General features: G+C 63.5%; 12 protein-coding genes. 5 read left to right on the top strand and 7 right to left on the bottom strand.

Translation table 11 applies throughout. The features are described 5' to 3' along the window. Positions 1–5: 5 nt before the first annotated feature. Positions 6–1,025, bottom strand: coding sequence for a TerC/Alx family metal homeostasis membrane protein (locus F8O07_RS04880; protein ID WP_158030995.1), 1,020 nt, complete (start codon positions 1,023–1,025; stop codon positions 6–8). 251 nt (positions 1,026–1,276) lie between these two features. Between F8O07_RS04880 and poxB the strand changes: the two genes are divergently transcribed. After that, on the top strand, positions 1,277–3,004 hold the full coding sequence (poxB, locus tag F8O07_RS04875; RefSeq protein WP_158030994.1) for a ubiquinone-dependent pyruvate dehydrogenase: 1,728 nt from the start codon (positions 1,277–1,279) through the stop codon (positions 3,002–3,004). A gap of 165 nt (positions 3,005–3,169) precedes the next feature. Here the strand turns inward: poxB and F8O07_RS04870 are convergent, their stop codons facing one another. The 3 genes from F8O07_RS04870 to F8O07_RS04860 form a co-directional block, all read right to left on the bottom strand. Then, complete coding sequence (locus F8O07_RS04870) at positions 3,170–4,504, bottom strand: cation:dicarboxylate symporter family transporter (RefSeq protein ID WP_158030993.1); 1,335 nt, start codon at positions 4,502–4,504, stop codon at positions 3,170–3,172. A gap of 127 nt (positions 4,505–4,631) precedes the next feature. Next, positions 4,632–6,107 carry a cardiolipin synthase gene (cls, locus tag F8O07_RS04865; RefSeq protein ID WP_225733185.1) on the bottom strand — a complete coding sequence of 492 codons (1,476 nt, stop codon included), beginning with the start codon at positions 6,105–6,107 and terminating at the stop codon, positions 4,632–4,634. 10 nt (positions 6,108–6,117) lie between these two features. Further along, positions 6,118–6,426, bottom strand: coding sequence for a chorismate mutase (locus F8O07_RS04860; RefSeq protein ID WP_158030992.1), 309 nt, complete (start codon positions 6,424–6,426; stop codon positions 6,118–6,120). A gap of 44 nt (positions 6,427–6,470) precedes the next feature. Between F8O07_RS04860 and F8O07_RS04855 the strand changes: the two genes are divergently transcribed. Then, positions 6,471–6,929: a Rho termination factor N-terminal domain-containing protein gene (locus tag F8O07_RS04855; protein ID WP_192496641.1), complete on the top strand. Its 459-nt coding sequence runs from the start codon at positions 6,471–6,473 to the stop codon at positions 6,927–6,929. A gap of 93 nt (positions 6,930–7,022) precedes the next feature. Here the strand turns inward: F8O07_RS04855 and F8O07_RS04850 are convergent, their stop codons facing one another. The 3 genes from F8O07_RS04850 to F8O07_RS04840 form a co-directional block, all read right to left on the bottom strand. Continuing rightward, complete coding sequence (locus F8O07_RS04850; protein ID WP_158030990.1) at positions 7,023–7,688, bottom strand: methionine ABC transporter permease; 666 nt, start codon at positions 7,686–7,688, stop codon at positions 7,023–7,025. Between the two features lies 1 nt (position 7,689). Next, a complete protein-coding gene (locus tag F8O07_RS04845) occupies positions 7,690–8,721 on the bottom strand; it encodes a methionine ABC transporter ATP-binding protein (RefSeq protein WP_158030989.1) in 1,032 nt (343 codons plus the stop codon). A 149-nt stretch (positions 8,722–8,870) separates the two neighbouring features. Continuing rightward, positions 8,871–9,770, bottom strand: a complete 900-nt coding sequence (locus tag F8O07_RS04840) for a MetQ/NlpA family ABC transporter substrate-binding protein (protein ID WP_225732843.1) — start codon at positions 9,768–9,770, stop codon at positions 8,871–8,873. Between the two features lie 177 nt (positions 9,771–9,947). On the opposite strand from F8O07_RS04840, the gene F8O07_RS04835 reads away from it, so the two are divergent. The 3 genes from F8O07_RS04835 to F8O07_RS04825 are packed head-to-tail and all read left to right on the top strand — an operon-like array spanning position 9,948 to position 12,335. Next, a complete protein-coding gene (locus F8O07_RS04835; RefSeq protein WP_158030987.1) occupies positions 9,948–11,237 on the top strand; it encodes an aminotransferase class V-fold PLP-dependent enzyme in 1,290 nt (429 codons plus the stop codon). Continuing rightward, positions 11,234–11,680, top strand: coding sequence for a Fe-S cluster assembly sulfur transfer protein SufU (gene sufU, locus F8O07_RS04830; RefSeq protein ID WP_158030986.1), 447 nt, complete (start codon positions 11,234–11,236; stop codon positions 11,678–11,680). The genes F8O07_RS04835 and sufU overlap by 4 nt, the downstream gene beginning before the upstream one ends. 1 nt (position 11,681) lies before the next feature. Next, the gene (locus F8O07_RS04825) at positions 11,682–12,335 is read left to right on the top strand and encodes a trimeric intracellular cation channel family protein (protein ID WP_158030985.1); all 654 of its coding nucleotides are present in this window, start codon (positions 11,682–11,684) and stop codon (positions 12,333–12,335) included. The last annotated feature ends 71 nt before the right edge of the window (positions 12,336–12,406 follow it).

Below are 12,406 nucleotides of genomic sequence, written 5' to 3'. Positions count from 1 at the left end.
GAAGCTCAGAGACGCACGCCCGGCATCGGCCCTCGTTCCCCGCTTCGCCGTGCGTCTCGACGAGCTTTCATCAGGCTCGCCACGGTGGCGGTGACCATCGACACCAAGATGACAGAGAGTGACGTCCATGTGCTGATCTCAGGGGCCCAAGTGATCGGCTGACCGCCGTTGACGAACGACAGCTCGTTCACGTGCATCGCGTGGAAGACGAGCTTCACGCCGATGAACGCCAGGATGAATGCGATGCCGTACTTGAGATACTCCAGCTTCTCGAGGAGTCCGCCGAGCAGGAAGTACAGCTGGCGCAGGCCCATCAGGGCGAAGACGTTGGTGGCGAAGACCAAGAAGGCGTTCTGTGTGATGCCGAAGATCGCGGGAATCGAGTCGAGTGCGAAGAGAAGATCAGTGCTGCCGATCGCCAGGAAGACGATGACCATCGGCGTCCAGAAGCGCTTGCCGTCGATGGTCGTGCGCAGCTTGGAGCCATCGAACTCATCGGTGATGGCCACACGCTTGCGAAGCGTGCGAATGAGCAGGTTGTCTTCCTGCCCCTCGTTGTCGTTCTCCTTGCCGAATGCCTGCTTCCATGCGGTGTAGACGAGGTACGCGCCGAAGAGGTAGAAGACGAAGCTGAAGCTCTCGATCAGCTGCGCGCCGAGCAGAATGAACACGCCACGCAGCACCAGCGCCACGATGATGCCCACCATGAGCACCTCCTGCTGGTACTTCTTCGGCACACCGAAGCGAGACATGATGATCACGAAGACGAAGAGGTTGTCGATGCTCAGCGAATACTCAGTGAGCCAGCCGGCGATGAACTCGCTGCCGTGCTGGGCATCGCCGATGACGAACAGCGTGCCGGCGAAGATCAGCGCCAGCAGCACATAGAAGCCAACCCAGAGGCTCGCCTCTTTCATCGATGGCACGTGTGGTCGTTTGACGACCAACAGCAGATCGGCTACCAGAATCAGCAGCATGACGATCGTCGAGCCGATTTCGAACGAGACGGGCAAAACGGGTTCCATAGACGGAGGTTTCCTCTCGAGGCCGGTCAGATGCACCGACCGATGGTGCACTGGTATGGCCGAAAGTCTCTCCCACGTCGCTCGGACGCCCGCCGGCCGGTCAGATGATGGCATCTGGCGTATTGACGACCAAACGATATCGGGATACTCCCCTTCGCAGGTGGCAACTCTAGCATGTCTCGCCGAGAGCCACAGCGGTATAGTCGGCAGCGTCGCGTTAACCCCACTAGACCTTGTCAGAGGAGAGCACCATGACGACGATCGCTCAGAATCTCATCGACACCCTTGAACAGAACGGTGTCTCACGAATCTACGGAGTCGCAGGTGACTCCCTCAACGGCATCACCGATGCCATCCGCACCAGCGACAGCATCGACTGGGTGCAGGTGCGTCACGAGGAGTCAGCGGCCTTCGCCGCAGGCGCGGAGTCACAGCTGACCGGAGAGATCGCCGTCTGCGCCGGCTCGTGTGGCCCGGGCAACCTGCACTTGATCAACGGACTCTTCGACGCCAACCGCTCTCGCACTCCAGTGCTCGCCATCGCGGCGCACATCCCCAGCGAAGAGGTCGGCACCGGCTACTTCCAAGAGACCCACCCGCAGGATCTCTTCCGCGAGTGCAGCGTCTACGCCGAGCTGGTCTCGAACGCGAAGCAGATGCCTCGACTGCTCGAGATCGCCATGCGCACGGCGATCGAGCGTCGTGGTGTCGCCGTTCTCGTCATCCCCGGAGACGTCGCACTCACCGAAGCTCTCGACAGCCGTGTGACGAAGATCACACCGACGCATCCCGTGGTGCGCCCCAGCGACGACGAGCTGCAGAATCTCGCGAACGTGCTCAACGGAGCCGACAAAGTGACCATCCTGGCCGGTGCCGGCGTTCAGGGCTCGCATGACGAGCTGGTGCAGATCGCAGACACGCTCGGCGCGCCGGTCGTGCACGCGCTGAGAGGCAAGGAGTTCGTCGAGTACGACAACCCCTTCAGCGTCGGCATGACCGGGCTGCTCGGCTTCGCGTCAGGGTATCGGGCCATTGATGCGGCTGACGTGCTGCTCATGCTGGGCACCGATTTTCCGTACCCACAGTTCTACCCCGAGAATGCGACGGTCATCCAGGTCGACATTCGTGGTGAGCAGCTCGGGCATCGCACACCGCTCGACATCGGTCTGGTCGGCGATGTCGGCGACACTGTGCGGGCTCTGCTGCCTCTGCTTGACCGCAAGCAGAACCGCGAGCATGTCAAAGACGCGCTCAAACACTACAAGTCGACTCGCGCGAAGCTCGACGAACTCGCGACCCCGGGCCGCCGCGATCACGGCCCGCTGCATCCGCAGTACGTCGCGAAAGTCGTCGACGAACTCGCGTCAGACGACGCCGTGTTCCTGGCCGACGTCGGCTCTCCTGTGGTTTGGGCCGCACGCTATCTGACCATGAACGGCCAACGCCGTCTGCTCGGCTCGTTCACGCACGGGTCGATGGCCAACTCTGTGCCACAGGCGATCGGCGCGCAGATGGCGTACCCAGATCGCCAGGTCGTCACGTTCAGCGGTGACGGCGGACTCACCATGATGCTCGGCGACCTGCTGACGCTGACGCAGTCGAAGCTGCCGGTCAAGATGGTCGTCTTCAACAACTCGTCGCTCAACTTCGTCGAGCTTGAGATGAAGGCCGCTGGCTTCGTGAACTACGGCACCGGCCTAGAGAACCCGAACTTCGCCGACCTCGCCAATGGCGCCGGCATCTTCGGCCAGCGCGTCGAGCGTCCGAGCGAGCTCAAGCCCGCCCTTGAGGCGGCATTCGCCCACGACGGGCCTGCGCTGATCGACGTGGTCACCAACCGGCAGGAGCTCTCAATGCCTCCGACGGTGAAGGCGGAGCAGATGAAGGGCTTCGCGCTGTACGCCATCCGCACGGTGATGTCAGGACGCGGCGACGAGCTGCTCGACCTCGCGCAGACCAACTGGCGTCAGCTGTTCTGACGCACTGAGACGGCGACGCGCCGGCGATTCTCTTTGGTGCATGACGAAGGGGCTCGCCCCGGAATGGAGATTCCGGGGCGAGCCCCTTCTGCGTCTACAGACTGAACTGTGTCCACAGACTGACGAGGCACACCTGCTGCCGCAGGCCCGACCCGTCAGTAGCGATCAGTGACCGCCGTCGAAGTTGGCCTCGTCGAACGGATCCTTGCCGCTCAGCACCTTCTTGACCTGCTCGTGATCGATCTCTTTCGTCCAGGTGCCGACGAGCACGGTCGCGATCGCGTTGCCCGCGAAGTTCGTCAGAGCGCGAGCCTCAGACATGAAGCGGTCGATGCCGACGACGATGCTGACGCCGTTGACCAAGTCGGGACGAGCCGCCTGCAGGCCGCCGGCCAGCGTGGCGATGCCAGCGCCGCTGACGCCCGCAGCTCCCTTCGAGGCGATCATCATGAACAGCAGCAGACCGATCTGCTCCTGAATCGACATCGGGTTGCCCATGGCGTCAGCGATGAACAGCGACGACATCGTCAGGTAGATGGCCGTGCCGTCCAGGTTGAAGGAGTAGCCGGTCGGCACGGTGATGCCGACGACCGCTTTGTCGACGCCCAGGTGCTCCATCTTGCCGATCAGACGCGGCAGCGCGCTCTCTGATGACGAGGTGGCCAGAATCAGCAGGAACTCCTTGCCCAGGTACTTCAGGAACGAGAAGACGTTCACCCGTGCGACGAGCCAGAGGATCGCTCCCAGAATGACGAAGACGAACAGCGCACAGGTGACGTAGAAGCCCACCATGACCGAGACCAGACTGCCGAGACCACCCCAGCCGGTCGCTCCGATCAGGGCGGCCAGACCGCCGAACGCACCGATCGGCGCCACCCACATGATCATGCTCAGAATGCGGAAGACCACTTTCTGAATCGCACCGATGGCCTTGAGAATGGGTTCGGCGGCCGACCCCATGCCCTGCAGGGCGAACCCAGTGAGCAGCGCGACGAACAGCCCGGGCAGCACGTTGCCGCTGGCGAACGGCTCGACGAGGCTCGCCGGAATGATGCTCAGTATGAAGTCTGTGAGATTGGTTGCCTCACCGCTGGCACCGGGGATCTTGGCCGGGTTGGCAAGCAGCTCGGAGACGTCCAGGCCGGTGCCCGGCTTGATGATGTTGCCCACCACGAGACCGATCGCGAGGGCGACGACTGACATGATGATGAAATACCCGAGGGCCAGCCCGCCGATCTTGCCGACGGTGGCGGCTTTGGCGATCGAACCGATGCCGAGCACGATCGTGCAGAAGATGATCGGAACGATCATCATCTTGATCAGCGAGACGAACCCGGTGGCCAGCGGCTTCATCGCCACGGCGGCATGCGGCGCCACGAACCCGAACACGATGCCCAGGACCGCTGCGACGATCACCAGCACGTAGAGCCACGTGGTCTTCGGCTTTTTCTGTTTGGGCCGGTCGACGCCGCCCTTGGACTTGTCAATCTGTGTGTTCATGACTGATCGCTCTTTCACTCTTCCCCATTGAAGCGACGCACGATCGCGGTGACCGTGTGCTGACGTCGGTGGTCAGGCCAACGACGAACGTATACACGATACACCTGTCGAGCACCTGTGCCGACTGCTACTGCAATGCCGATGTCAGACGACAGATGTTGTCGGCCATGCGCTTGTACCACGGGCGAGTGCTCCACTCGGCCAGAGTCAGCTGAACGCTGCTGCTGCGATAGAGTCGCGCGATGTCGCCCAGCACGTTCGCCGTGGCTTCGCCGTAGAGCAGCACGGTGACCTCCATGTTCAGCGTGAACGAACGCATGTCCATGTTGCTCGACCCGAGAGCCGAGACCTGATCGTCGACGATGACGTACTTCGTGTGCAGCAGCGCCGGCGATCGATAGCGCCAGATGCGCACTCCCATTCGCAGCAGCTGTTCGTAGTAGGAGCACTGCGCATGATGCACGAGAAACTGGTCTGCCATCTCTGAGACATAGAGGTCGACGTTGATTCCTCGTGCGCGAATATTCGACATGGCGTACAGCATGGCGTCGTTGGGCACGAAGTAGGGGCTGACGATCTCGACGCTGTGGCGAGCGTGATAGAGCAGAGCCAGAAACATCTGCAGATTCGACTCGCTGGCGTAGCCCGGCCCGCTGGGAACCACCTGACACTGCACCGGCCCGCGCAGCTCGTGGACGTTGCGGGCGAAACGCCTCTGAAGCGACTCCTCGATGATCTCTTCGCCGATCTCGATGAACCAGTCGGTCGCGAATACCGCGTCGAGCTCGGCGACCACCGGCCCCTCGAAACGGGCCATCAGGTCGATCCAGCGCATCCCTCGTCTGATCGCCTTCGGTTTGTGGTAGCTGGGGTGCACCAGATTGAGCGACCCGGTGAAGCCCACCTCGCCGTCGACGGTGACGATCTTTCGATGGTTGCGCAGGTCGGGCCGCTGCATGTGCCCTCGCATCGGTTTGAACGGCAGCGTGTAAGCCCACGTCGCGCCGATGGCATCGAGCTCGCGCCGGGTCTGGGCGAAGCCGCGGGTGCGGCGTGAGGCCCAATAGTCGATGAGGATGCGTACGGTCACGCCGCGCTGCACGGCTCGTCGCAGCGCGGCGAAGAACGGCGCGGTCGTCTCGTCGTAGGCGAGGATGTAGAACTGCACGTGCACCCGTTGCTGCGCACGGTCGATCTCTGCGATCATCGCGTCATACGACTCAAGGGTCTCGTGCATGATGTGCACCTGATTGCCGCCGACGAGCGGCATGCCGCCCAGCCGCTGGTTGAGGTCGATGACTTCGACGAACCAGTCGGGCGCATTGCCCAGAGCCGTCTCGACGTGCAGCGTCGGCGACTTGCCGTTGATGCGCAGGGCGGCCTCACGCTGCTTCTCGCGGCGCTGCTTCGGCAGGTGGTTCGTGCCGATGGCCAGAAAGAGCAGAAAGCCGATCAGCGGAAAGAACGTGACCGTCATCAGCCATGCAGTGCCCGATGCGGGGGTGCGGTTGCGCGGCACGATGAACAGCGCCACGAGTCGCAGGGCCAGGTCGATGACGATCAGGATGCCAAGCACCCAAGTGAGCACGGTCGGGAATTCCACGAGCAGACGCTCAGGGCTTCAGACGGTTCGACGCCTCGGTGTGGTGATGGATCACTTCGGCGATGATGAAGTTGAGGAACTTCTCGGCGAACTCCGGGTCAAGGTTGGAGTCGACGGCGAGCGCTTTCAACCGCGCGATCTGCTGATGCTCGCGGTCGCTGTCAGTCGCCGGCAGGCCGTGTCGCGCTTTGAGCACGCCGACCTCTTTGGTGCATTTGAAACGTTCGGCCAGAATGTGAATCAGCGCGGCGTCGAAGTTGTCGATGCTCTCTCTGATCTCGCTCAGTCGCGCCGGAATCTGTTGTTCGTATTGCACCATGTCTCCATCCTAGTTAACGCGCAGTTGATACGATCAGCAGGCCAGTGCAGTTCTATTGGGAAGGCTGGATCACGATGTCGAAGAGCAAGAAGGCCGAGAAGGCTGCCGAAGAGGCCTTTGAGAAGGCTGCGAAGGCAGTGAAAGAGGCTCGCCGCCTCGCCGACAAGGCCGGCAAGAAGGCCAAGAAGCAGGCCAAACAGCTGGAGTCGACGCTCGAGAAGCTCGCCAAACGCGCACAGGAGCGCCTGGTGGAGCGTTCGACGGTCACGACCCCTGAGGTGGCCGTGCCGAAGGCTCCGAAGAAGGCCGAAGCTGCGGACAAGGCGGCGAACCCCGCTCAGAAGGGCGCGTCGAAGTCGAAGGCAGCCGCCGCGAAGCGACCTGCTCAGTCTGATCTCAGCGAGAAGACGGTCGTCGAGCTGCGCGCGCTTGCCCGCAAGCGCGGTCTGAGCGGCTACTCTCGTCTGACCAAGGCCGATCTGATCGCACTGCTGCAGCGCTGATCGCGGCAGCAGCACGGCATCCGCCATTTCTGGCACGGGTGCGTCTGCAAGGCCACCCGGGCACGCCCACCGGCGCCCGGGTGGCCTTGCCGTTTAACGCCGAAGTCGTCGCCGTGAGAGCCAGTTGCCCAGCCCCTGCACCACCTGCACGATGATCACAATGATCACGACGGTCGTCCAGGTGATCACGGGGTTCGCCTGTCGGTACCCGTACTGGATCGCATAGTTCCCGAGGCCGCCGGCCCCCACGACGCCGGCCACCGCAGACATGTCGATGATCGCAACGAAGGCGAAGGTGTAACCGAGGATCAGAGCGCCCAGCCCCTCGGGGATCAGCACTTGGAAGATGATGCGCGGCAGGCCGGCCCCCATCGCCCGGGCAGCTTCGATCACACCGGGGTTGACGGTGACCAGGTTCTGCTCGACCAGACGCGCGATGCCGAAGGTCGCCGCGAGCACCATGGTGAACGTCGCCGCTTGGATGCCGATGCCGATGCCCACGACCGAGCGGGCGAGCGGCTGCACCGCGGCGATGAAGATGACGAATGGAATCGGGCGGAAGAAGTTCACCAGCACGTTGATGATCTGAAACACGAACCGGTTGGCCAGCAGGTTGCCTTTGCGTGTCAGGTACAGCACGAGGCCGAGCACCAGGCCGAAGACGCCGCCGAGCCCGACGGCGATGACGACCATGTAGAGCGTCTCGCCGGTCGCCGCGATGAGATCTGGAATGGTCTGGTTCCAGTCGATGGGCTTCATGTCAGGCAACCTCTTCGATGTTGGCGTCGTCGACGGCAGCGGCGATGAATTCGGCGACCACCGGCGTCGAGCCGGTGACCTCATAGAGCAGGTAGCCGAAGCCTCGGCCCTGGATCGTGCTGACCCCGCCGTAGATCAGCTCGAGATCGAGGCCGTCGCGGTCTGCTGCGGCATGTTCGAGACCCTTCTGAGCGGTGTCGCCGTCGAGCACCCGTACGCTGAGCAGGCGGCCGGGGTGCAGAGCGCGGAGCTCCTGCATCTCTGTCTCGGGCGGGGTCGGGCTCACCAGGGTGCGCACGAATCTGCGCGTGACGTTCTGCTTCGGGTTCGAGAACGTGTCGTAGACCTCGCCCTGCTCGACGACGCGCCCGTGCTCCATCACGACCACGTGGTCGGCGATGCTGCGCACGACGTCCATCTCATGCGTGATGATGACGATCGTGACGCCGAACTCGCGATTGACCCGGCTCAGCAGGGCGAGCACCTCTTGGGTCGTCTCGGGGTCGAGCGCGCTCGTCGCCTCGTCGGCGAGCAGGATGCGGGGTGAGGTCGCGAGCGCACGGGCGATGCCGACGCGCTGCTTCTGCCCGCCGGAGAGCTGCTCGGGATAGTTGCGGCTGCGATCGCTCAGACCGACGAAGTCGAGCAGCTCCTGGACCCGTGCCCGACGTTCGCCACGATCACGCCCGGCGACTCGCAGCGGAAACTCCACGTTCTTCGCGACGGTCTTCGATTCGAGCAGGTTGAACTGCTGGAAGATCATGCCGATGTCGAGCCGGGCCCGTCTGAGATCTCGCTCGCTCAGTGCCGTGATCTCGCGTCCGTCGACCACGATACGGCCCGACGTGGCCGGTTCGAGCGCGTTGATCAGGCGAGCGAGCGTGCTCTTGCCGGCGCCGGAGTAGCCGATGACGGCGGTGATGCTGCCCTCTTCGACCTCGAGACTCACATCGTCGACGGCCAGAATCGGTTCGGCGCCACGCTTCGGCGCCGGGTAGGCCTTCGACACCCCGTTCAGAGTGATCAGTGCCATGCTTGCTGTCCTTCCGGCATTTGGGTTCTCCTCCCGAGATACCCGATGTGCTGTGTGCTCGTCCCGTCGTTCGGGAGTCGCCGAGCTCGGAAAGACCGGAAGGTCGGAACCGAGTTCCGCCCCTTCCGGTCTTCGCCGACTGGTGCAGATCAGGCCTTGTTCGTGATCTGATCCTGCGTGGTCTTGAGCAGATCCTGCAGTTCGGGTGCCGAGGTGGTCAGCGGCGTCGCGGTGTTGCCGGATGCCTCCTGCAGTGCAGCCTGCACGTCGGTGTTCTCCTGGAAGATCCTCACGAGCTTCAGGTAGGTCTCGTTGTCTTTGTCTTCGGCACGGGAGACGAAGATGTTGATGTACGGCTTGGCGCTCTCGGCATCTGGCTTCGACTGCGCGAGGGGCTCTTTGCCGACGAGATCGGCGTTCTTCAAGAAGTCGTTGTTGACGACCGCACCGTCGAGATCCTGCAGACCGTTCGCCGTCTGGTCTGCGGAGAGTTCGGTCACTTTCACCTTCGACGCGTCGGTGTCGACATCGCGGGTATCGGTGACGGCAGTCCACTCCCCTTTCAACTTGATCAAGCCTGCATCGACCAGCACGCCCAAAGCACGAGCACGGTTGGTCTCGTCGTTCGGCACAGCGACAGTGCCGCCTTCTGGGATCTGGTCGATGCTTTCGTGCGTCTTCGAGTAGAGCCCGAGCGGGTAGATCGCCGTCGCGCCGATCGGTGTCAGGTCTTGGTCGTTCTTCACGTTGTAGTTGGCCAGGTAGATGATGTGCTGGAACTCGTTGAGGTCGAGCTCTTTCTCCGCGAGTGCCGGGTTCGGCTGGGTGTACTCGGTGAAGTCGACGATGTCGACGTGGATGCCTTCGCTGCTGGCAGCCTTCTCGAAGGCCGCCCATTGCGGGTCGCTCTTGCCGACCACGCCGATCTTCACCGGGTTCGACTCGCTGCCCTTCGCAGCATCCGAGCCGCCCGCGCAGCCGGTGAGCAGTGCCCCGACCAGGGGAATGGTCACAGCCAGTCCGAACAGTTTCTTCTTCGAGATTCTCAAGGTGCTGCCTTTCATCGTGAGTACAACGCCTCAAGTGTGGCGGGCGGTCTGGAGGGGTCAAAATTCCGGTGACGATTTGTGAAACAATTCGTCACCGTGCGGGCAGTCGCGCGTGCCCTTTCGTCTGGCTGACGACCGTCTTATCCTTGGATGAGCACTTGAAGCGAAGGATTCTGCATGTCATCAGTCGAGACTCTCCCCCCAGACGAGGTTGAGAGAATTCGCAACGATTTTCCCCTGCTCGAGCGACGCATCGGCGATCACCAGCTGATCTATCTCGACTCGGGCGCCACAGCGCAGCGGCCGATCAGCGTGCTCGACGCCGTGCAGGAGTTCGATGAGATGCGCAATGCCGCAGTGCACCGTGCGGCGCACACTCTCGCCGGCGAGGCCACCGAGCTCTTCGAAGAGGCGCGGCACAAGGTTGCGTCGTTCGTCGGTGCAGACGACGACGAGATCGCATGGACGAAGAACGCCACAGAGGCGTTGAACGCCGTCGCCTACGGGTTCGTCAATGCCACGGCGGGTCGCGGAGGCCAGGCCGCGCAGCGGTTCGTGCTGCGGCCCGGTGACGAGATCGTCGTCACTGAGATGGAGCATCATGCCAATCTGGTGCCTTGGCAGGAGGTGGCCGCGCACACCGGCGCCACGCTGCGCTACATCCCGTTGTCAGACAACGGCGCACTCGACATGGATGCAGCCGAGAGCCTGATCGGAGAGCACACCCGGGTGCTGGCGTTCACTCACGTCTCCAACGTGCTCGGCACCATCAACCAGGTCGGCCGCCTCGTCGAGCTGGCACAGGCCGCCGGCGCCTATACCGTGCTCGACGCCTGCCAGTCGGTGCCGCACCTTCCCCTCGATCTGCACACACTCGGCGTCGACTTCGCCGCCTTCAGCGGGCACAAGATGCTCGGGCCGACAGGAGTCGGCGCGCTGTACGGTCGCAGCGAGCTGCTCAACGCGCTGCCGCCGTTCATCACCGGCGGGTCGATGATCACGACGGTGACCATGGAGCATACCGATTTCATGCCTGCGCCGACGCGCTTCGAAGCGGGAACGCAGATGGTCGCCCAAGCCGTCGGCTTCGGTGCCGCCGCTGACTACCTGTCGCACATCGGTCTCGACCGCATCGCCGCGCATGAGCATGCGCTCGGTCAGCGTCTCGCCGAAGGCGTCTCGCAGATTCCGGGCGTGCGTCTGCTCGGTCCTGCCGCCGGCATCAACCGTGCAGGCATGGTGTCGGTCGATGTCGACGGTGTGCACGCACACGATGTCGGGCAGTTCCTCGACGATCGCGGGATCGCCGTTCGCGTGGGCCATCACTGCGCCCAGCCGGTGCATCGACGCTACGGCGTCACCGCCTCCACGCGGGCGAGCGTCTACCTGTACACCACCGAGGCCGAAGTCGACGCCTTCCTCAACGGGCTCTCAGACGTTCGCGGTTTCTTCGGAGCAGACCGTTGAGCGGCCTGCAGGATCTCTACCAGACCGTCATCATCGAGGAGTCGCGGGAGCGCCGAGGAGACGGCACATATGCCGACGGCACTTGGACGGGGCATTCCCACCAGGTCAACCCCACATGCGGCGACGAGATCACACTCGGCGTGCGGTTAGACGCCGACGACCGCATCGAGTCGATCGGCTGGCAGGGTGACGGCTGCTCCATCTCGATGGCGAGCGCATCGCTGCTGACCGATCTGCTGCAGGGCAAGTCGCGCGCCGAGGCCCTCGAGCTGATCGGCGAGTTCCGCGACGTCATGCACTCTCGTGGTCAGCGTGAACCGGATGTCGAGCGTTTCGGAGACGCGGTCGCTCTCGGCGGCGTCAGCCGATATGTGATGCGTGTGAAGTGCGCGATGCTCAGCTGGGTCGCGTTGGAGGACGCCCTGCGCAAGTCGGAGCACTGAGATGGATGCGGACGCGATCATTCGCATCGTCTATCTGATCGGCATCAGCTCGTTTGCAGTCAGCGGCGTGCTCGCTGCTGCGCGTGCGCACCTCGACTTCTTCGGTGCACTGCTGGTCGGGCTGCTCTGCGCCGTCGGTGGCGGCACGCTCCGTGAGACGCTGCTCGGCAACACTCCGGTCTACTGGATGCACGATCCCGTCATTCTGGCCACGGTGCTCTCCGTCGCCATCGCGGCATTCGTCCTCGTCCGCTTCGTCGTCATTCCCCGCTGGCTGCTCGAACTGACCGACATCGCCGGTCTGGCGATCGTGTCGGTCATCGGGGCCAAGGCCGCGATCGCGGCGGATGCGACGCCGCTGGCCGTCTTCATCCTGGCTGTGCTCACCGGGGTGACGGGCGAGATCATTCGAGATCTGCTGGTCGCGCAGTCTCCCCCGACGCTGCTCGTGCGAGAGATCTACGCAGCCGCCTCGTTCGCCGGTGCGGTTATGTACTGGGTGCTGCACGTGGCTGGCATCGGAGACCTCACTGCGACGGTGGTCGCCGTGCTGACCATCGCCACGATCCGTGTGCTCGCGATCTGGCGTGGCTGGCACCTGCCCAAGGCACGCCTGCGCGTGCAGCCGAACTCCGGTATCGCCGACGAGCTCTGACGCAGAGAGGCGGGGGCCCCGGGGGAAAAAAACGGGCCGCCCCCGGCACACCCCGCGGGGCCGGGGGGGGG

It is taken from the genome of Pseudoclavibacter sp. CFCC 13796 (genome assembly GCF_008831185.1).
Classification (GTDB): Bacteria; Actinomycetota; Actinomycetes; order Actinomycetales; family Microbacteriaceae; genus Pseudoclavibacter_A.
The sequence above is the reverse complement of the archived record's forward strand: the minus strand, read 5'-3'. Positions and strand labels throughout refer to the sequence as shown.

Coding starts and splice junctions, on each gene's coding strand:
- F8O07_RS04845 (WP_158030989.1), bottom strand. CDS start 8,721: ATGGCACTGATCACTCTGAACGGGGTGTCGAAGGCCTACCCGGCGCCG.
- poxB (WP_158030994.1), top strand. CDS start 1,277: ATGACGACGATCGCTCAGAATCTCATCGACACCCTTGAACAGAACGGT.
- F8O07_RS04880 (WP_158030995.1), bottom strand. CDS start 1,025: ATGGAACCCGTTTTGCCCGTCTCGTTCGAAATCGGCTCGACGATCGTC.
- F8O07_RS04860 (WP_158030992.1), bottom strand. CDS start 6,426: ATGGTGCAATACGAACAACAGATTCCGGCGCGACTGAGCGAGATCAGA.
- F8O07_RS04825 (WP_158030985.1), top strand. CDS start 11,682: ATGGATGCGGACGCGATCATTCGCATCGTCTATCTGATCGGCATCAGC.
- F8O07_RS04870 (WP_158030993.1), bottom strand. CDS start 4,504: ATGAACACACAGATTGACAAGTCCAAGGGCGGCGTCGACCGGCCCAAA.
- F8O07_RS04850 (WP_158030990.1), bottom strand. CDS start 7,688: ATGAAGCCCATCGACTGGAACCAGACCATTCCAGATCTCATCGCGGCG.
- F8O07_RS04835 (WP_158030987.1), top strand. CDS start 9,948: ATGTCATCAGTCGAGACTCTCCCCCCAGACGAGGTTGAGAGAATTCGC.